At 35.1% G+C, this 22,503-nt stretch carries 13 protein-coding genes; 4 read left to right on the plus strand and 9 right to left on the minus strand.

The features are described 5' to 3' along the window. Positions 1–30: 30 nt before the first annotated feature. A complete protein-coding gene (locus C1A40_RS16460; RefSeq protein ID WP_102996846.1) occupies positions 31–2,217 on the minus strand; it encodes a glutamine synthetase III family protein in 2,187 nt (728 codons plus the stop codon). Between the two features lie 265 nt (positions 2,218–2,482). Between C1A40_RS16460 and C1A40_RS16465 the strand changes: the two genes are divergently transcribed. Beyond that, on the plus strand, positions 2,483–3,505 hold the full coding sequence (locus C1A40_RS16465; RefSeq protein WP_102996847.1) for a glutamine synthetase beta-grasp domain-containing protein: 1,023 nt from the start codon (positions 2,483–2,485) through the stop codon (positions 3,503–3,505). A 92-nt stretch (positions 3,506–3,597) separates the two neighbouring features. On the opposite strand, the gene C1A40_RS16470 is transcribed toward C1A40_RS16465, so the two are convergent. Continuing rightward, on the minus strand, positions 3,598–4,542 hold the full coding sequence (locus tag C1A40_RS16470) for a calcium/sodium antiporter (RefSeq protein ID WP_102997247.1): 945 nt from the start codon (positions 4,540–4,542) through the stop codon (positions 3,598–3,600). Positions 4,543–4,650: 108 nt separating this feature from the next. Between C1A40_RS16470 and C1A40_RS18605 the strand changes: the two genes are divergently transcribed. Further along, a complete protein-coding gene (locus C1A40_RS18605; RefSeq protein WP_102996848.1) occupies positions 4,651–4,803 on the plus strand; it encodes an SsrA-binding protein in 153 nt (50 codons plus the stop codon). Here the strand turns inward: C1A40_RS18605 and mazG are convergent. The 6 genes from mazG to C1A40_RS16500 form a co-directional block, all read right to left on the minus strand. After that, complete coding sequence (mazG, locus tag C1A40_RS16480; protein ID WP_102996849.1) at positions 4,800–5,573, minus strand: nucleoside triphosphate pyrophosphohydrolase; 774 nt, start codon at positions 5,571–5,573, stop codon at positions 4,800–4,802. The two genes, C1A40_RS18605 and mazG, sit on opposite strands and share 4 nt — an antisense overlap. A gap of 162 nt (positions 5,574–5,735) precedes the next feature. Further along, positions 5,736–6,614 (minus strand): anti-sigma factor, encoded by an 879-nt coding sequence (locus C1A40_RS16485; protein ID WP_102996850.1) that lies wholly within the window; start codon positions 6,612–6,614, stop codon positions 5,736–5,738. Between the two features lie 68 nt (positions 6,615–6,682). After that, positions 6,683–7,354 (minus strand): Crp/Fnr family transcriptional regulator, encoded by a 672-nt coding sequence (locus tag C1A40_RS16490; RefSeq protein WP_102997248.1) that lies wholly within the window; start codon positions 7,352–7,354, stop codon positions 6,683–6,685. Positions 7,355–7,486: 132 nt separating this feature from the next. Then, on the minus strand, positions 7,487–9,754 hold the full coding sequence (locus C1A40_RS16495; RefSeq protein WP_102996851.1) for an aconitate hydratase: 2,268 nt from the start codon (positions 9,752–9,754) through the stop codon (positions 7,487–7,489). A 149-nt stretch (positions 9,755–9,903) separates the two neighbouring features. Next, entirely contained in the window at positions 9,904–12,228 is a 2,325-nt protein-coding gene (gene pbpC, locus C1A40_RS18370; RefSeq protein ID WP_338418056.1) for a penicillin-binding protein 1C, read from the minus strand. A gap of 27 nt (positions 12,229–12,255) precedes the next feature. Then, on the minus strand, positions 12,256–17,754 hold the full coding sequence (locus C1A40_RS16500) for an alpha-2-macroglobulin family protein (protein WP_199287721.1): 5,499 nt from the start codon (positions 17,752–17,754) through the stop codon (positions 12,256–12,258). 281 nt (positions 17,755–18,035) lie between these two features. Between C1A40_RS16500 and C1A40_RS16505 the strand changes: the two genes are divergently transcribed. Both C1A40_RS16505 and C1A40_RS16510 read left to right on the plus strand, forming a co-directional pair. Next, positions 18,036–18,395 (plus strand): ISAon1 family transposase N-terminal region protein, encoded by a 360-nt coding sequence (locus C1A40_RS16505; protein WP_102994345.1) that lies wholly within the window; start codon positions 18,036–18,038, stop codon positions 18,393–18,395. 52 nt (positions 18,396–18,447) lie between these two features. Next, the gene (locus C1A40_RS16510) at positions 18,448–19,368 is read left to right on the plus strand and encodes an ISAon1 family transposase (protein ID WP_338418089.1); all 921 of its coding nucleotides are present in this window, start codon (positions 18,448–18,450) and stop codon (positions 19,366–19,368) included. A gap of 122 nt (positions 19,369–19,490) precedes the next feature. Here C1A40_RS16510 and C1A40_RS16515 read toward each other — a convergent pair whose 3' ends face one another. Beyond that, positions 19,491–22,268, minus strand: a complete 2,778-nt coding sequence (locus C1A40_RS16515) for a bifunctional aconitate hydratase 2/2-methylisocitrate dehydratase (RefSeq protein WP_102996853.1) — start codon at positions 22,266–22,268, stop codon at positions 19,491–19,493. Positions 22,269–22,503: the final 235 nt, after the last annotated feature.

The raw sequence follows: 22,503 nt of genomic DNA on the forward strand, positions 1-22,503 counted from the left end.
TTTACAGCAGGATTTCACAAGTTTTAAACACTACCTCGTAAATAATAACTCTCTGTATTTTGTTAATGGCCAAATTTCATCATCAACAAGAAGTTCCAATTTATCACAATGGTAACGGATTTCATCAAAGAAAGGCATCACCTTTTTACTGTATGCCTCTGCCCGCTTATCCATTTCTAGTAATTTGTTTGCATTTCTTCGCTCATCTATCATTTTAGTGACGTTTGAATTAATGCCTTCAATGTGATTTGAAATTTCTTCAATTAACGTTATTTGTTCCCTAGCAACATTTTTAAAATTTTTATCAAAGATTTCTTTTAAGCCCTTAACGTTTTCTATCAATACATTTTGATACTTCACTGCTGTAGGCACAATATTATTTCTTGCTATATCTGCCAAGACACGACTTTCAATTTGAATATGCATCACATAAGCTTCAACTTCAATCTCATAACGTGCTTTAGTTTCAATTTCACTCATCACATTCATTTCCTTAAACAGAGATACGGTTTCCTTTGAAATACTTGCTTTTAATGCTTCGGGTGTGGATTTACTATTGCTTAAACCACGCTTTTTAGCCTCAGCTTCCCACGCCTCACCATAACTGTTCCCTTCGAATAAAACATCTTTGGTAGACTTGATATATTCACGAAGCACATTAAAAACAGCTTCGTCTTTCTTCAAGTCCTTTTTATCTATTAAGGCGTCAACCTCTTTTTTAAAATCTTTTAATTGCTTTGCTACAATGGTATTTAAAACCGTCATTGGGTTTCCACAGTTTGCCATAGAACCCACGGCTCTAAATTCAAACTTGTTCCCTGTAAAGGCAAAAGGAGAGGTTCTGTTTCTATCGGTATTATCTAATAAAACATCCGGAATTTTACCAACCACATTCAGTTTAAGTTCTGTTTTTTCTTGAGGTGATAATTTCCCTTTTGTAACACCTTCAAGCTCTTCAAGCACTTTTTTCAATTGTTCTCCTATAAAGACAGAAATAATGGCTGGAGGCGCTTCATTAGCTCCTAATCGATGATCGTTACTTGCTGAAGCAATCACCGCTCTTAATAGGGCTTCGTGTTTATGAACCGCTTTAATCGTATTAACAAAAAAGGTTAAAAACTGTAAACTACTCATTGGCGTTTTTCCTGGCGCGAGTAAGTTTACACCAGTATCGGTAGAAAGCGACCAGTTATTATGTTTTCCAGAGCCATTTACACCAGCGAAAGGCTTTTCATGAAAAAGCACTTTAAAATTATGTTTAGAAGCAATTCTGCCCATAATATCCATTAACAAGGAATTATGGTCTACCGCTAAATTCGCTTCTTCAAAAATTGGAGCGACTTCAAATTGGTTTGGAGCTACCTCATTATGTCGTGTTTTCACAGGAATCCCTAAAAGCATACATTCTTTTTCCAGTTCACGCATAAAATTTAATGCGCGATTAGGTATTGATCCAAAGTAATGATCGTCTAGTTGTTGTCCTTTTGCCGAGGTATGCCCTAGCAATGTTCTGCCCGTTAACATGATATCAGGACGACTGGCGGCTAGGGTTTTATCAATCAAAAAATACTCTTGTTCCCATCCTAACGAAGAGGTTACTTTTTTTACATTTTTATCAAAATATTTACAAACGGCTGTAGCCGCAGTATCTACAGCTTGCAAAGCTCGTAATAAAGGCGTTTTATAATCCAAAGCCTCACCTGTATAGGCCACAAAAATAGTTGGAATACATAAAGTTGTTCCATAAATAAATGCGGGTGAAGTAGGATCCCAAGCCGTATAACCTCTTGCTTCGAAAGTATTACGAATACCGCCGTTTGGAAAACTAGACGCATCAGGTTCTTGCTGTACTAATTGTGATCCCCCAAATTGTTCAATAGCCAAATCATCACCAACCGTCTCAAAAAAAGCATCGTGTTTTTCAGCCGTCGCCCCCGTTAAAGGTTGAAACCAGTGAGTATAGTGGGTTACTCCTTTCGCTAGCGCCCAATCTTTCATAGAAGACGCTACTTGATCGGCTATATTTCTGTCAATTTTTTTCCCAAATTGCACCGCATTTTCAACACCTACAAAAGCATCTTTCGTGAGGTATTGACGCATGGTTTTCATGTTAAATACATTTTTACCAAATATTTCAGATCTTCGCTCCACCTCTTCAATTTTGACAGGTTTATAAGCTAGTGATTCTTTTATAGCATGAAATCTAAGTGTCGACATTTTTTAAAACTTTGATAAATAAATACAAAAACAAAAATAGTTAGCTTTTATCAATTATGTAGTAACTGACTAAAATTTTATTGTTAACACTTTTTCAGTATTTAAATAAAAATTTCAACTTTTTTCTAAATATACCTTAAAATAATAGGGTATAAATAAAAATATAGCACCCTTTAGTTAAAAGACCCCCATTAATTTCAATTAAATACATAAAAATTTATATTTGTGATATTAATACTAACATTTCATTTATTATATAATTATTATGGCAAAAATTAAATTAGAATACATTTGGTTAGATGGGTACTACCCAACTCAAAATATGAGAAGTAAAACCAAAGTAGAAGAGCATGAAAACTTTCAAGGAACTTTAGAAGAAATAGGAAACTGGTCTTTTGACGGATCTTCTACAAGACAAGCTGAAGGAGGCTCTTCAGATTGTTTACTTGTTCCTGTTGCTATTTACCCAGATCCAGATCGTGTTAATGGATGGTTAGTAATGACTGAAGTTATGAATGCAGACGGTACGCCTCACGTTTCTAACGGTAGAGCTACTATTGATGACGAAGATGATGATTTCTGGTTTGGTTTTGAGCAAGAATACTTTATCATGGATACAGCAACTCAATTACCATTAGGTTTCCCTGTTGGTGGTTACCCTGCTCCACAAGGTATGTACTACTGTTCAGTTGGTGGAAAAAACACCCATGGTAGAGATTTAGTCGAAGAGCATGCTGATTTATGTATTGAGGCTGGATTAAACTTTGAAGGTATCAACCAAGAGGTTGCTTCTGGACAATGGGAATTCCAATTATTTGCTAAAGGCGCTAAGAAAGCAGGAGATGAAATTTGGATTGCTAGATATTTATTAGACCGTTTAACTGAAAAATACGGATACTATATTGAATACCACCCAAAACCACTAGGTAAAGATATGGATTGGAATGGTTCTGGTATGCACGCTAACTTCTCTAACAATGTATTAAGAACTTGTGGGGATAAAGAAACTTACGCAAAAATTTGTGAAGCTTTCCGTCCAGTTGTTGATGAGCACATCGCAGTTTACGGTGAGTTTAACGACCAACGTTTAACAGGTTTACACGAAACTGCTGCTATTACAGATTTCTCTTGGGGAGTTTCAGATAGAGGTGCTTCAATCCGTATTCCATTAATCGCTGTAGAAAAAGGATACAAAGGATGGTTAGAAGATAGAAGACCAGCTTCTAACGGTGACCCATACAAAATTGCTGCAAGAATTATCAAAACTGTAAAATCAGCTAAGATCTAATTCAAACAACACAACAATTGTTTTGTTCATAATAAAAGGCTAACATGATATCATGTTAGCCTTTTATTTTTGACTTAATGAAAAATAAAGAATTATTTATTGGTAAATATTAAAAACATAAACACGCCGTAGGCACCCACTAAAACGAGCCCTTTTATTCTATTTATTTGAAGTTTTTTAGGTAGAAATATTAACGGAACCAAAATGGCAGCAAAACCTAACATCCATATAATGTCGTTGGTAAGAATTTCAGGAGCGGTTACAGGAATAGACTTTACCAATGCGGTTAGCCCTAATACCGATCCAATATTAAAAATATTTGAGCCAATTAAATTCCCTAAAGAAATGGCTTTTTCTTGTTTAGCAGCCGCAATAACCGAAGCAGCCAATTCAGGTACACTAGTACCAATTGCAATTAAGGAAACACCTATTACAGCTTCACTAATCCCCATGGCTAATGCTATTTCTTTAGAGCCTTCAACAAGCCATTCACTCCCAAAATAAAGCGCTGCAGCTCCAATTAATAACCAGATTATAATCTTAAAATTTGAAACTACGGCTAGGGTATCATCCACTTCATCGGAACCAACATCTTTTCTAGCACTCCTCACTAAAACCACAAGAAATAAAATAAGCCCAGCAAACAGCACTCCACCTTCCCACATAGATAACACCAAATCATTACTTAAAAAATAATATAAGGCCATTGAAAAAACCATCATTACGGGCCAATTAAGCCTGTAAAAAGAACGATCTACCCCAATGGTACTCACCAAAGCTGTTATTCCTAATACCAATCCGATATTAGCTATATTAGACCCAATAACGTTATTAATGGCTATTGCCGGTGACCCTGAAAAAGCCGCTTGAACACTTACTAGTAATTCTGGAGCAGAGGTTGCGAATGACACCACCGTCATTCCAATAACCATTTTAGAAATATTAAATTTAAAAGAAAGTGCCACCGATGAACGTACTAAAAACTCGCCACCAATCACTAACAAAATAAAACCTAGAACAACCAATAGAATACTCATATCATAATTTTTATGCGAATATAATATAATACCTATAACCAATTAAAGTATCTCACAATTCATATAAAACTAATAAGGCATAAATTTATTTATGATTACTTTTGAATTATGAAAAAACATTTTTTTAAAATCTTAGCCAAGATAAACAAGGCTGTACTACCAAGTTACTCTAAAAAACAGCTAGATATTTCAAAAGCGAATAAGTTACAGCTTGCCATTATAGGTTGGCGATGGTATGTCACAAAACGGACAATTGACTAAACGTTTTTTGCTTCCTCCCAAAAAACATCCATCTCGGCTAGGGTCATTTCTTTTAAAGGTTTATTTAAACTTTTAGCCTTTTCTTCAAGATATTGAAATCGTTTTGAGAACTTTTTATTGGTGCGCTCCAAGGCATTTTCTGGGTTAATCTTTAAAAATCTTGCATAATTTACCATTGAAAAAAGCACGTCACCAAATTCACTTTCCATAGCCTCTTGGTCGCCTTTTTCCCCTTCCGCTTTAAATTCGGCAAGTTCCTCCTCTACTTTTTCCCATACTTGATTAGGAGCCTCCCAATCGAAACCTACACCAGCTACCTTTTCCTGAATTCTATTCGCTTTTACCAATGCAGGTAAACTATCTGGAACGCCCTCTAAAACACTATTTTTACCTTCTTTAAGTTTTAAATTTTCCCAATTACGTTTAACATCATCTTCATTTTCAACTGTAACGTCGCCATAAATATGAGGATGCCTATGAATTAATTTTTCACAAATCGTATTACAAACATCAGCGATATCAAAATCATTGGTTTCACTTCCTATTTTCGAGTAAAAAACGATATGTAATAACACATCACCCAGTTCTTTTTTAACCTCATCTAAATCTTGATCTAAAATGGCATCACCAAGCTCATAAGTTTCTTCAATTGTTAAATGTCTTAAAGACTCCATGGTTTGCTTTTTATCCCACGGACATTGCTCACGAAGTTCGTCCATAATGGTTAATAAACGATCGAAAGCCTTAAGTTGATTTTCTCTTGAATTCATAGGTAACTATTTTTAGCTAAAATACGATTATATATCCTTTTTTAACACCTGTTCTGCCTTAATGGAAAAACTAAAACCGCTTTCACTACACAAACTTAAACCTGGTGAAATAAATAAAGCTGCCATTACAGCAGCTTTACTAGATTTAAAAGAAAAAATATTTTATCTAGAAACTGTTCCGGAAGGAAAGCTTAAGTTTGGTGACATATTATAAGTTACATGCTGCATGGCATTGCTGGAAATGTTACCAACTAATGGCTTTAATAGAAATGGCGCTGGACTGTTATCTGGGTCTGGCTCAATAGAAATCACAGCTATTCCTCCCGATAAATCCAATGGAAAAGTTAGTCCTGCAGGTGCATTTACGAGAAAATCTTCTCCCGGAAATGGCGGGCCTGCCATGGGACCACTAAAACCTTTAAAATCATCCATCTCATTAACCTTTAAAAATGTTCCGGTTGTAATTGGTTGTCCTTTAACTGCCCAACCTTCATATTTCCAGCCTTCAGGTAAAACAGGCAAATCCAATCCTGCCGCAGGACTTCCTGAAGAAGTGTCTAAGAACCATAATCCGCTTTTCTCATCAGTATCATCACTATTTGTTGGCGTTGCCAAGAAATAGTTACCTGAAATACCGCTAAAATCATCACCTAAGGCAGCACCATGAGCAATGGTTAAATCACCTTGAGCTCCATTAAAATCTCCTGCTAATATGTGTGTTTTACTAGGTGCTGGATCATCACCAACAGCAGGTTCTATAGTTAGAATAAAAGCTGTAGCCTCTGCTAGGTCGTTCGCATTTAAAGCAAAATCGTTATCCGACAACTCACCACTATCGTTTACTGTAAAACGCCCCGTAGTTTGTGGTGTTCCATCAACCATAATCCATCCCTCATAAACGTAATCATCTCCAAGGTTTTCCAAGCCTTCAATGTTTAAAGTTAAATCGGATGTTTTTGGTGTATTATCATCATCGTTTGAACAATTGGTAAAACCAATTGATAAAGCGAATAAGGCAAAAAGTTTAAATGGCTTAATCATAATTTCATGTTTTTAGTTTAGTTCAAAATTAAACTCTAAAAAGAAGATAAAAAGTTAGCTAGCTTACATTAGCTCACTTTTTTATAGACAAAAATTTCATTCCTATTGAAGTCAATAAGTTTTTCTTCTCTTAGCTCATTCATAATTGAATTTATAGTAGGTCTAGAAGTTCCTATTAAACTAGCCATGTCTTTTTGGGTATAGGGGTGACATATTTTTATATTGCCTGTTTTTTCGCAGCATACGCCGTATTCTTCACAAAGTTCTTGAAGAAATTCCATTAACCGGGTGCGTACATCTTTAAATAACAAGAGCTGCAGCCGGCGTTCTAATTTTCGAATTCTAAAATTAATGAGTTTATAAATTTTTAAAGAAAATGTTTTATTATCGCGCATAAGTTCATGCAACACTGAAACGTTTACAGAACATATTACGGTTTCTTTATCTAAAGCTTGGGCAAATTCATTTCGAACATCTTCTCCTAAGATTGCCTTTTCGCCAAAGACATCTCCTTTTCTTAAAACAGCTTTTACGACTTCCAGACCATCTGAGGTGTAATAGCCAATTTTAACTTTCCCTTTTTCGATTAAAAATATTTTATTAGAATGATCATCTTCAAAATAAATATAATCTTTTGGTTTATAAACGTTAAAGTTATGGCAATCCTTAAAGGTTTTAAATTTATGCGGACATAAAATTTTAAAAACATTAACGTCGTCTAAATACCAAAAATTATCCATGAAAGTTATTTTTATGTTTTGACGAAAAGAAGCGTTTTTACTTACAAAAAAGACCATCCTTTCGGATGATCTTTTGAAATGTTATGAATCATATCATAAAAACAGCGTCAATTACTGTTTTAAATGAAGAGGTTAGGCATTTTGCTTTTTAATTAAGTTCAATGCAGACCCCTCATTATACCAGGCAATTTGCGCATCATTATAAGTATGGTTTAACAAGATCGTATCTTTAGAATTATCGGAATGGACAATTTCTAAAGTTAAAGGCTTTTCTGGTGCAAATTCATTTAAATCTAAAAAGTTAAATGTATCGTCTTCTTTAATTAAATCGTAATCCGATTCATTTGCAAAAGTTAAACCTAACATCCCTTGTTTTTTCAAGTTTGTTTCATGAATACGCGCAAAAGATTTTACAATAACAGCGGCCACACCTAAATGTCGTGGTTCCATAGCTGCATGCTCACGCGAAGAGCCTTCACCGTAATTGTGATCACCAACCACTATCGATTTTACCCCAGCAGCTTTGTATGCCCTTGCTGTGTCTGGAACACCAGCATAATCACCAGTTAGTTGATTCTTAACAAAATTAGTCTTCTTGTTGAAGGCATTAACTGCTCCAATTAAACAATTGTTAGAAATGTTATCTAGATGTCCGCGGAATCGCAACCAAGGACCTGCCATGGATATGTGATCTGTAGTACATTTACCGAAGGCCTTTATTAATAATTTCGCGCCCATAATGTTATTTCCTAAAGGTTCGAAAGGTGTTAACAATTGTAGTCTTTCCGAATCCTCGTTGACCACAACCTCCACATGACTTCCATCTGCTTCGGGCTCTATATACCCGTTATCTTCAACAGCAAATCCTTTTGGAGGTAATTCCCAACCTGTAGGTTCGTCGAACATGACTTCTTCGCCATTTTCATTTATTAATTTATCTGTAATCGGATTAAAATCTAAGCGACCAGCAATCGCAATGGCAGCGGTTATCTCGGGAGAGGCTACAAAGGCATGTGTATTTGGATTTCCATCGGCACGTTTAGCGAAATTCCTATTAAAAGAATGTACGATACTATTTTTAGGTGCATTTTTCGGATCGCTATATCTCGCCCATTGGCCAATACATGGTCCACAAGCATTTGTAAAAATTTTGGCATCTAGATTTTCAAAAACTTGAAGAATCCCGTCACGTTCGGCGGTATATCTCACTTGCTCCGATCCTGGGTTTATACCTAGTTCAGACTTCATTTTCAAACCTTTATCTAAGGCTTGTTGAGCTATAGAAGATGCTCTTGACAAATCCTCATAAGATGAATTGGTACAAGACCCTATTAAGCCCCATTCCACTTTTATAGGCCATTTATTGGCTTTAGCTTTTTCGGTCATGGAAGCACCAACTTCAGTAGATAAATCTGGCGTAAAAGGTCCGTTTAATAGCGGTCCTAATTCAGATAAATTAATTTCAATAACTTCATCAAAAAACTGCTCTGGATTATTATAAACTTCAGGGTCACCTGTTAAATGTTCTTTAACCTTATTTGCAGCGTCGGCAATATCGGCACGATCTGTAGCACGCAAATAGCGCTCCATGGACTCATCGTAACCAAATGTAGAAGTGGTTGCTCCTATTTCGGCTCCCATATTACAAATGGTTCCTTTTCCTGTACAAGACATAGCCGTTGCTCCAGGTCCGAAATACTCTACAATAGCACCTGTCCCTCCTTTAACGGTAAGAATTTCAGCAACTTTTAAAATAACATCTTTTGGAGCCGTCCAACCAGATAATTTCCCAGTTAATTTCACTCCTATTAATTTCGGAAATTTTAATTCCCAAGCCATACCTGCCATCACATCTACCGCATCGGCACCACCAACACCAATAGCGACCATACCTAAACCTCCCGCATTAACCGTATGAGAATCGGTGCCAATCATCATACCACCAGGAAAGGCATAGTTTTCTAGAACGACTTGATGAATAATTCCTGCTCCAGGTTTCCAAAAACCAATACCATATTTATTTGATACCGATTCTAAGAAATTAAAAACTTCACTACTTACGCTATTAGCATGTTTTAAGTCTTTTTCAGCACCATCTTTAGCCTGGATAAGGTGATCGCAATGTACCGTAGTTGGCACGGCGACTTTAGTTTTTCCTGCTTGCATAAATTGCAATAAAGCCATCTGCGCTGTCGCATCTTGACAAGCAATTCTATCTGGCGCAAAATTTACATAGTCCTTACCTCTACCAAAGGCCTTGGTAGGCGTACCATCCCAAAGATGGGCATATAAAATCTTTTCTGAAAGCGTTAACGGTTTACCAACAATTTCGCGAGCTTTATTTACGCGTACTGCCATATTTTCGTAAACACCTTTTATCCTGTCTATATCAAATGCCATAAAATTTGTTTTAATATTGGGTTAATTAAATATTACAATATACGAAATAAAGAAAGATTATTAAAGAAGCTTCCTTTGCTTTATCGAAACCACTTTTAACGGTATTACTTAACTATTTGACGCTCTTTATTTTAAAACATAAGACTTGCCTATTTCACACGGATTCTTTTAACAATACTATTCCCGTTTTCATCTAAGGCAGTAACCATACGATATCCTGAAGTTAAATTGATGGCTAATTCATTAAAATTTTGGGTTACCTTTAAAAATTGATCATCCAAATACCAATAAATTTGTGCTTCCGGGTTGGTATGGACTATTTTAAAAATAATTTTATTTCTTTCTCCTGAAATGCCCTTAGGTACAATTATGGTATTGGTATTTAACGGCTCTGTGAACGCCATTACAGGCGTTTCTTCACCTTCACAGCCCATTTTTAAAGGCGGTAAATATTTATAATCGGCATGATTAGTTTTATAATACCAAGCCATTAATGGAGGTAGTACAAATTGTGAGGTTTTAACCATATCATCTATTCTTTCACACGAAGCGTTAACTCTATAGGTACAATCTTGGTTTAAATAAACCAGCTTATGATACATACACAAGCCACTATCCAATCCATTTACAGGGATTTGTTTAATCGTATCCGGACAAATATCTGAGGCTAGCTGCCCGCTTTTATCACAAACCTTGGCTTCTACCAAATCGTCTATGGGTTTTAAAAACCATGCTGATTTTGGCAAAGCATCGAACACATCAAACATTACTGGGGCTGCTGCAGAAACTCCCGTTAACCCAGGCCTACCTTCACCATCTGCATTTCCAACCCATACCCCAACGACATAATTTGATGTTAACCCCACACTCCAAGCATCCCGATTACCAAAACTGGTTCCTGTTTTCCAGGCGATTTCTTGAGCCGACTCAAAATAACGCCATGAATTATCATCACTAGGTCTATTTAGTTCTTTCATCGCTTCAAAACCATAATAAATACTGCCAGCATTAAAAACAGCCTTATCAAAATTTAATTTTCCTAAATTAGCATGAGATTCACTGGAAAAACCAGACTTTTGAAATTCATTGGTGTAATACTGACTCGAATTTTCATTAAAATGATTTAAGGTTCCTGCCAAGTTGCCATAAGCATTGCATATATCCCATAAACTTGATTCACTACCTCCAAGAATTATTGACAACCCATAATGATCTGCACCTTTATTTATATGGGACAATTCTAATTTTTGTAACACATCATAAAATCTGGTCAAACCAAAATCCTGCAACATCCTTACTGCAGGTATATTTAGTGATCTAGCAAGCGCTTCTTTAGCTGAAACAGCCCCCAAATATTTAAGACTAAAATTTTCTGGCTTATAATTTCCAATCGTAGTTGGAACATCTGCTAATAATGTTTCTGGCAATAACTCACCAGTATCTAGCATAGCCATATATAAAAGTGGTTTTAAAACACTACCTGTACTTCTTGGTGCGAGAATAATATCAACATCTTTTTGGTGCTGGTTTTTTGTATTTGTATTTCCTATATAGCTAAGCACTTTTTTACTTTTTACATCCAAAATTAACACAGCCATATTGTGAATACCATTTTGTGTTAGCTGCTTATGATGCCTGTTGACAATTTGAAGCGTTAATTCTTGGAAATGCGTATTTATAGTGCTAATAACACGTTCTCCTTGTTGGGTTTTTGCTATTTTTTGCAATAAATGCGGAGCTATTTGTGGCAACTTTTGAGGTTTCGTTGGCACAGGTTCTTCAATGGATAATTCATAGGTGGTTTGATCGATGACTCCGGAGTCAAATAATTTCTTTAATAATGCATTTCTTTTATTAATAAGTTGGTTAGAATTTTTTCCAGGATAAAGTAAATTAGGTGCATTGGGTAATACAGCCAATAACGCACACTGCCCCCAAGATAGTTTATGCGGAGATGTTTTAAAATAGCGCCAGGATGCCGCTTCTAAGCCCACAACATTGCCGCCATATGGAGCGTTTGAAACGTAGGTGTTTAAAATGGTTACTTTTGAATCTCTTAACTCCAATCGGGTGGATAGGATAATTTCTATAACTTTTTCAAAATAAGATCTGGGTTGATTTTTTCGTGATAATCGGATAACTTGCTGCGTAATTGTACTCCCTCCTCTAACAACTTTGCCTGCTTTTAGGTTGGCCTGAAAAGCCTTAACCATTGACACAGGATTAAAACCAGGATGCCTATAAAAATAGGCATCTTCAAAGGTTGTAATGCAATGTTTAAATTTATCAGGTACCGAATCTAACTTCGGAAAACGCCATTGCCCATCATTTGCAATTAAAGCCCCGAGCAACTCCCCATTACGACTTTCTAAAATTGTAGAAGTTGGACTGTCAAATAATTTATTTGGTAAACAAAAGACATACGCTATAAGGACCACCAGTGAAACTAGTACTTTAAATTTATTCTTAATCAAAAAATATTTGATACGCCTTAACATCCTTTACTTCGTTACTTCAACCCATTGCCCCTCTGCACGGGTAAAATAATTTTGATCATACATGGCCTCTGCCTGTAACCCTGGTAAATAATAACTCCCCAAATACGATGCATTTAATAACACTTTAAACCTTTTTGTTTGATTCGGATTTAAGTCGAAATAAAAATTAACACGATCATCTCTAATATCTTCATGGGTGATTTGAGAATTTAAACTTGCTCCCGTATTAAATCGTGTATTAATAATTTCCCATCCTGAAGGAAAAAGAGCTTTTAACGCCACGTTATCTATTTTAGCTGAAGTTAGATTCGTTAATGTGATATGGGCTACAAAGTTTGTTCCTTGGCTGATGCTAGTAATATCTATATGATTTTCAGATTTATCTGTAAAAGTTATTTCTGAAGTCAAGTTATTATGAATAACCTTTTCACTTCCAATAGGTAATATCCCCATATTAAGTAGTCTTACATAAATAACATTATCATTTTTATTTTCAATTTTAAAGGTATTATGTTCCTTATTAATTTTAATACCCTCAAGTATTAAGGCTTTATCTGCTTTAACAGATTGCATTTTTTGCCTGTTAAAACTGTACGTTAAGTCAATACCCTTATTCCCGACATAATTGGCGTATTTGGACATGGCCAGAAGACAATATGCCGTCGTTTGAGTACTCATATACTGATTACCAGATAATTCGGTTGCTAAAATATCTGCAATAGTTTTGGCTTTTAATTGTTCATCTAAAAGCATATACGTTTCTAAAATCATTGCTAAATTTCGCTGTTTAGAGCCATAATTTGTTTCACTTATATCCATACTGTCCAAAGCTTGATGAATATCAAAATCTCCAATTAATTCTTTAGCAACGCTATGTTTCCCTGATAAAGCATAAGCTGCGGCTAATCGTAATTTCGACACATCATTTAATGTATTTTGAATGGCCAATTCACGAAATCTATTCATAGAATATTTGTCTGGTTCCTGAGCCAATGCCAGCGTATACAGTCGATAAGCCTGAGCCAATTGATTATCTGACTCACTCCAACGCTTCGCTTCCTTTTCTTGGTAGTCTATCCATCTCGTTTTGAAATCCAAAGGAAGTACAAATCCCTTTTTCTCAGCTTCCAAAAAGAAATGCCCAACATAGCTAGTAGCCCAATCATCTGCAAAACTCTGACCTTGCCAATATGAAAAGCCACCATCGGCCTTTTGGAATTTAGATAACTTATCTATGGCTATTTGAATGTTTGTTTGAGTTTCATCTTTCTTGGCATCCGAAATTTTAAAAATATCATTAATAAATAACTGCGGAAAAGCAGCAGATGTTGTTTGCTCCACACATCCATGAGGATAAGCAATTAAATAGGCTATTCTGCTGGTAAAATCAATAGAAGGAAAAGCTGAAACTTCTAATTTTACCTCATTGGTTCCTGATACACCAAAAGTATTAAATTCAAATGTTTGTGAGCTATTAGGTTGCATGACACCTCCTATAGATTCGATGGTTTTTGGATTAGGATTATAGGCATTTAGCTCTAAACTATAAGATGCTTTTTCACCATGTCCACTAACATTCACATCAATTTTTCCAATTCCATCCTTAAGCACTTCTACATCAAAATATGCTATTTTTTCATCGGGACCAGAAAAATATATTGTTTTTGTTGACCTCCCAATTACTTTAAAAACATTATTAACTTTTATGTATACATTGGCACTTTTAATTTTATTTTCCATAGCAAAAATCGTCACTGGAATTCTAACTTTTTCGCCAGGAACCACCTTTCTTGCCATAGAAGCCAACACCATTAGAGGTTTACGAACTGGAGTAGATTTTTCAGCATGACCATAAGCCTCCTTTTCAGGATTATGAGCCACCACCATCGTTTTAACAGCCCCTATATATTTAGGTATTTTGATTTTATGAGTTTCACTCTTACCTGCATCTAGTTTAAACGGCCCTTGATAAATAACGACAGGCTTAAATCGATTTGCTTTTTTATTCTTACTTGCTTGAAGCATATCATCACCACCAATACTAAAAACTTGATTAATTTTTCCTCCAAAGGCACCAATAACATCATCATAAATATCCCAGGTTTTCACACCTAATGCTTGCTTTTGATAAAAAGTATCCCAAGGGTTAGGGGTTTTGAATCGAGTTAAATCTAATAGGCCTTCATCTACAATAGCGATAGAATAGGTCATTGCCGCGCCATTTGCCTCAAAAACTTTGATAGCCACCTCTTTTTCTGGTGCTAAAACATCTGGCATGGAAATTTTAGGTTCGAGTCTCGTTTCAGGGTTTTCAACATGAATGCCCTTTAATCCAAACGTTCGAATAGGCAAATCGTTTTGGGTATTATTATGATTTTGTAATGAACTGATGTTTATATACACATTGGGAGTCATATCTTCCGTAATTGGTAACTCGAACTTCGTATCTCCTTTTTTAGACTTTATCCATAATGAACTAATCACACCCGTACCATTTTCAACGGTAACCAAAGCCCTTCCTGAACCTGATGAAGGAAAAGTAACAAGCGCTTTTTCTCCCACCTCATACTGCTCTTTATCGGTTGAAAAAGTAAGCATCGTTGCTGCTGAAGGATCTCCTTTTCGAGCCTTTCCTGCCCATCCTGGCCAATCGATAAAAACCATTTCTCCTGTTGAGTGTCCAGAATCATTATTATAAACATACACCAAATAACGTCCCCATTCTGGATATTTTAGCTCAAAATCGAAGACAGCCTTACCATCTGAATTTGTAGATACCGTTGTTGAAAACACTTCATTTTTACTCGAACTTGTATCGAAAGACGATAAGTTATCTTCATCTTCATTCCACCACCAATTATGGTTTACCTTAAAAATAGACACTTTTAAATCGTTAATTGCTTTAGGTTTTCCATAAGCATCAACTGTAGCCACTTCAAACTTATGTTTGGTATCGGTGAGCAACATATTTCTTGCAGCATCTCCCTTAGGTGCTAAAATTCCAACATAAGAACCAAAGGGTGCGTAGTCGGTCGAAAAGGCATCGGTACTAAAGTCACCACCTTCTTCATATACTTTAGACACAAAAGTTGCTTTTAATAAGCCCGGAGCACTAGTGCCTGTGCTTGGTCTAAATGTTACAAATCCCTTACCATTACCATCCAAATTTTTATTAAAAATCAGCTGTTCTGTTCCAGAAAACACTTTAGTTGGGTCGTCAAACACATAACTCGGAAACGCTTTAAAACTCGTTTTTATCGACTTGTATGTCACAATAACATCTGCCTTTAAATTTTTAGCCTTTGCTCCATGCAACCAAACCGCTTCGATATTTCCATGCACCTCTTTATTGGTTAAAACATAGCCTAGGATTGAAGTTTTGATTTTCAATCTATTGGGTTTAATAAATTCTATTCTTAGTTTTTTTGTAAATACAGCACCACCAACACTCACTTTAGCCATCCAAGACCCTGTATAGCTATCATCATTAATGGGCACTGTAAATTTGTAAAAGTTATTTAATCCCTTGGTTTTAATCTCTGAAAAATATAAAGCACCTGAAGGCTCCAAAACCTCTAATTTTACGGGGTGATTTTCGGGCAATTTGTTTTTACTATCATTGAGCATAAAGGATAAATGTAAAGTATCTCCTGGTCGCCAAACCCCACGTTCTCCAAAGATAAAACCTTTTAAACCTCGCTTTAATTCTGCTCCAGAAACATCAAATTTACTTACAGATAAAGCATTTCCATCATTTAACTTAACATAGGTACTTACCTTGTTTTTTGTAACTACTGCAAAATAGGCTTTTGAAGTAATAGGAAACACAAGTTTACCTTCGGCGTCTGTTTTTTGTTTCCCTATTAGTTGTTGCTGGTAGTTATAGAATTTAACCTCGGCATCTGAAATGGGATTGGTTGTAATAATATCACTTACAGCTAAAAAGTAATTATTATCTGCCCCTTGTTTTATAATAACACCAATATTGGACGATAATAGATTGGTACTAACTTTTTTATTTCTGTAATAGGAATGCTGGCAAGGATTATTGGATGCTCTCCAATTATAGCCTCCATTATCTTCATTATAATAGGAACTATCCCAATTACTGCTCTCTGGAGCTTCTTGATCGTAGTTAATAACAGTTTCTTCAATTTCGCTGGTATCATCACCTGCACATTGATAATTAGAATATTGCTTTTTAAAACTTAATTCTACACGATAAATAGCACCTGGGTCGGGATTGATGATGCTTTTTAAATCCACTGAATAGGATTTCCAGTTTGATAAATCGGTTTTATATTTAGCTAAATTAATGGTCTTTTTGGCTATGGGTCTGGCAACACGCAAAAGTTCGGTGCTATCTCTTAAATTATTATTTTGAAGAAATTGCAATACATTATCTTCAAAAATTTTAATAATAGTAACATCTACAGCCCTTAAGTTTACCGCTTCAAAATTAAATTTAAGGTTTTCCGAAGTTGGTAAAATGGTACCATTTTGTAATAGTTTTACATTGGGTTTAATTTCTTCAAAACTAACCTCCTTTGTTAAAGACGTTTTTAGTTTGTATCCATATTGGTTTATAATACCACTTTTAATGGTTAATGTTTTGGGTTCTTCCAAATGACCTACATAAACACGAACCACATTGTTAATAAATGAAAATGACAAATCTTTTTTGCCTTCAATAGTTATAAAACCATCTAGGTTAAAGTTCTTTTTTATAGGATCGGAAAAATTAATTTCTATGTATTTATTTTTTTCATCAAAAACATTGATATCTACAACCTTAAAATTGTTTTTACCTGGGACATTAAAGGTATAATCACCTTGAGTATCGATATCAAAATCACTACCATCCCATTCTATTTCAAGGTAACTATCCTTTTCATAGCGTCTGATACTATCGATTTTAAATTTAAAATAATTGTTCTCTAAACTCTCATTTAGGATTTTTACAGGTAAGGTTTTACCTTTAAGTTTAGCCGTTATTAATTTTTCTGCTACTGATTTTAGAATAACATCGCTAGATCTTAAAGTGCCGTTTAAATATTGCCAATCTCTAGAATAACTTTCTAAGTTATTTGTTACCACTTGAAAATCCTGCTTCATTGTTTTTACATCAAAAACAAAATTCTCATATTCGCTGCTTACATCCTGAATAGCTCCCAAATCTAAAGTAAATGTATATCTCGTATCCGATTCAAATTTATTTTCTGGAATAAAGGAAATCGTTCTATTGTTCAGTGCAACAACTTTACCTGCAATCTTAGGGGCCACTTTTAATATACTTTTGTCTAACTCAACTTCCGAAGAAACATCTTTCATCGGGTTTATTAAAACCACTTTAATATTAGATTTAGTAGAAATAATTCCAGTGGTTACTTCAAATATATGATCTTTAAACTTTTGAATGTTGTTCAAAGACACACTAGAATCGTTTTTACATCCAGTAAAAAATAGAATAGCCAGCACTAAGGTTAAAGAAAAATATTTCATAAATTATGGTTGAGTTTGGGTTAACTGTTTTTAAAAATACGGCAATTAGCTTTAATGAAGCTTGTTATTTTATTTCAAAATGATAAGCATTTAAACCTATGTATTTTACAAGTTTGCAAAAATAAGAAAAAACCTACTTTGTCTTAATTAAAACAATAAGTATTTTGAAAATATATTGGAAACTGTAGTCTTTAAAACCTAATAACAGTTAAAAAATAAAGGATCAAGCACAAAAGTTGGGGAGTATTTAAAAAAAGAAGATCTTTGAATAAAAATTTTTAATGTCATCAGATTCATTATTAGCCATAGCCAATTTATTACTTCCAGAAATACTTATGAAGTATTTTGATTTGGACAAGCACGAAATTAAAGGAGAAGCACTACATTTTTATTTTACAGAACTAAACACGATTCCCGAAGAATTTAATGGAACTAAACTTCATTCCAAAGGCTTCTTTTCTGAGGCTACCGTTCAAGACTTCCCTATACGAGGTAAAAATGTTTACCTTCATATAAAACGCCGCAGATGGCTGAATAAGCAAACCAATGAAGTGGTTCATAGAGATTGGAATTTAGTAGCACAGGGAACACGGATGACCGCCGAGTTTGCTGATTTTTTAAAAGAAATTAGTCCATACTAAAGCTACGGATTGCCACACCATTGGATTTTTCTACGGTGTTAACGGCAAGAAACTGCAACGCCAGTACAAAGATCACTTAAGTGATTTTAAATCTTGGGATCAAAAAGCCCATGCAAAAGATTGGCTATTGTACCCTGAGAATCTAGGAAGCTACCTATCGCTTGACGAAACCGCTTTTTGCAATGGCGAACTCTACACCATCTTAACCAATAAAGATGCCAAAGGAAAGAAAGGCTCTATAGTAGCTATAGTTAAAGGAACTAAAGCTGAAACAGTGATAAAAATACTTCATGAAATTCCTTTAAAACAAAGAAATAAAGTTAAAGAAGTGACTCTGGATATGGCAGGAAACATGGGACTCATTGTTAAAAAATCATTCCCCAATGCCTCCTTAGTTATAGACCGTTTTCATGTGCAGAAATTAGCATTGGACGCTTTGCAAGAAATAAGAATAAAACACAGGTGGGAAGCCATCGATTTTGAAAATGATGCCATAGAAGACGCTAGAAGTAAATCTTTAAAATACACACCTGAAATACTTCCAAACGGAGATACATTAAAACAACTACTGGCAAGAGGAAGATATTTACTCTATAAGCCAAGCAATAAGTGGACTGAAAACCAAGCTAAAAGATCAGTGATACTATTTAAACACTATCCTGATATAGAAAAAGCATACAAACTATGCCAGAACTTATCTTGGATTTTTAACAATACTCAGGATAAAACTTCCGCACTAACACGATTAGCTAAATGGGATGAAAAAGTTAGACAAGCAGCCTTTAAAAGCTTTAATACTATATCCAGAACCATGTCTGTTCACTATCAAAACATTCTAAACTATTTTGATAATAGAAGTACCAACGCTTCAGCAGAAGCTTTCAATGCTAAAATTAAGGCTTTTAGAGCACAGTTCAGAGGCGTAAGAAACGTAAAATTCTTCCTCTATAGATTAACTACTATTTTTGCTTAATTCTAAAATCCCCCAACTTTTGCTCTTGATCCAAAATAAATGAAGGCTAATGACTATTAACCATACAAAAAAAAGCCTGAGCGAAAAACTCAGGCTTTTTTTATGTTATTACTTATATATTATTAGACTGCTAACAATTTACTTGATGGTTTAAACTTTGTTAAGTTAATACCTTTTACTGCAGCTTGATATTCTTCTAAATTAGGTGTTCTTCCTAAAATAGTAGATAATACTACTACCGGCGTTGAAGATAATAAAGACTCTCCTTTTTTCTCGCCAGAATCTTTTACAACTCTACCTTGGAATAGACGCGTAGAAGTGGCCATAACCGTATCACCTGGTTCAGCTTTTTCTTGGTTACCCATACAAAGGTTACAACCAGGGCGCTCTAAATAGAGCATATTTTCATATTTAGTACGCGCTTCAGCTTTAGGGGCATTGTCATCAAACTCAAACCCTGAGTATTTCTGTAACACTTCCCAATCACCTTCTGCTTTCAATTCATCTACAATATTATACGTTGGAGGCGCAACAACCAATGGTGCCTTAAATTCAACTTTACCTTGTAAGGCTTCAATGTTTTTTAACATTTGAGCCAAAATTTGCATGTCCCCTTTATGAACCATACAAGATCCAACGAAACCTAAATCTACTTGCTTCGTTCCGCCGTAATAAGATAATGGTCTGATGGTATCGTGTGTATAACGTTTAGAAACATCCTCATTATTTACATCTGGATCGGCAATCATTGGCTCTTGAATTTTTTCAAGATCAATTTCCACTTCAGCAAAATATTTAGCATTAGCATCAGGAGCTAAAGCTGGTTTTTCGCCAGATTTAATTTCGGCAATACGTTTATCAGCAATTGCAATTAATCCTTTAAGAACGTTTAATTTATTATCCATTCCTTTATCGATCATGATTTGGATTCTGCTCTTAGCAATTTCTAATGATTCAATTAAGGTTTCATCTTCAGAGATACAGATCGATGCTTTTGCTTTCATTTCTGCAGTCCAATCTGTAAATGTAAAGGCTTGATCGGCAGTAAGGGTTCCTAGGTGTACTTCAATAATACGTCCTTGGAATACGTTATCACCACCAAACTGCGCTAACATTTGTTGTTGTGTTGCATGCACTACATCACGGAAATCCATGTACGGTTTCATTTCACCTTTAAAAGTTACTTTTACCGATTGTGGAATTGGCATAGAAGCTTCGCCTGTTGCAAGCGCTAAAGCTACGGTTCCTGAATCTGCTCCAAAAGCCACACCTTTAGACATTCTCGTGTGAGAATCTCCACCAATAATAATAGCCCAGTCATCAACAGTAATATCATTAAGTACCTTATGAATTACATCGGTCATTGGCTTGTACTTGTTTTCAGGGTCACGTGCTGTAATCAATCCAAAATCGTTCATGAATTTCATCAACCTTGGAATGTTCGCTTTCGATTTATTATCCCAAACCGATGCGGTATGACAACCCGATTGGTATGCCCCGTCTACAATAGGCGAAATAATAGTCGCTGCCATCATCTCTAATTCTTGCGATGTCATTAACCCTGTAGTATCTTGAGACCCTACAATATTAACTTCAACACGAACATCAGAACCAGCGTGTAATACTTTACCTGGCGTTGATCCAACAGCATTTTTATTAAATATTTTTTCAACAGCCGTAAGTCCTTGACCCTCAATAGAAATCTCTTTTGATGGTGCGTAAACCGGAATAACGTCTGTACCTAAAACTTTAGATGCAAACGTTTGAAGTTTTTTACCAAAAACAACAGCATAAGATCCTCCAGCTTTAATAAACTCTACTTTTTGAGGTGTTAATGACGCTGAAATATCAATTAATTCTTGGTCTCCGTGGTATAATTTTTTCTCTTTAGTATTAACAGTAAGTACTGTACCTGTAGCTACAGAGTATTTTTCTTCTAAAACAGGATCGCCATTTTCATCCTTGATAACATTCCCTTCAGCATCGGTCTTTTTAACCCAGTTTTTTAAATCGATTCCAATACCTCCTGTTACTCCAACAGTGGTTAAGAAAATTGGAGAAATACCATTGGTTCCAGCAATAATTGGAGCTATATTTATAAATGGTACATATGGACTAGCCTTAACACCTGTCCATAAAGCCACATTATTTACACCAGACATTCTCGATGAACCTACACCCATGGTTCCTTTTTCGGCAATTAACATCACACGTTTATCTGGATGTTGTGCTTGTAAGGCTTTAAGCTCTTCTTGCTGTGCTTTATTATGTTCAAAAATACATTGACCATGTAATTCACGATCTGATCTTGAGTGCGCATCACCTCCAGGAGATAATAAATCGGTAGAAATATCACCTACACCGGCAATAAAAGTAACTACTTCAATTTTTTCTTCAACTTCAGGAAGCTTTGTAAAAAATTCTGCTTTAGCATAACTTTCAATAAGTTCTTTAGCAATGCTATTTCCTGCTTTATAAGCAGCTTCTAAACGAGTCGTATCAGCTTCATAAAGGAAAACTTGAGTTTTTAAAACTTCCGCAGCTTCTTTAGCAATAGCTTCATCATCACTAAGTGCCAAATCTAAAAGCACTTCAATTGATGGCCCACCTTTCATATGCAATAATTGCTCTAAAGCAAAAGCAGGAGTGATTTCTTTAACAACAGACTCTCCAAGAATGATTTCTTTTAAAAACTTAGCTTTTACACTAGCAGCACTAGTGGTTCCTGGTAGTACATTATAGATAAAAAAGTTTAGAGATTCCTCTCTATGCTTATTATCGACATCTTTAATTTGTTCAATAATTTCGCTTAATAATTCTGCACCATCTATTGGCTTAGGGTGAAGACCTTGTTCTTTTCTTTCTTCAATCTCTTTGAGATAATCTGTATAAGTATTCATATAATAGAATTAATCTGGTTTGGCATTACTTGTAGGTCATAATTTAACAGCTTTGAAACTATTAATATGTAGAACTTGAATTCGTTGTAAACACAATAAACCAAGCGACCTCATGGCCATTTATTTTTTTAGGCTTCGCAAAATACAAAATAAAAAGCTTATTTTTAAAAGGAATTCTTCTTATGCTTTAAGTAATACTACCTAATTATTATTGTGACATATTTATTTGAAATCA

The sequence above is a fragment of the Tamlana carrageenivorans genome, from assembly GCF_002893765.1.
In the GTDB taxonomy this organism is placed as follows: Bacteria; Bacteroidota; Bacteroidia; order Flavobacteriales; family Flavobacteriaceae; genus Pseudotamlana; species Pseudotamlana carrageenivorans.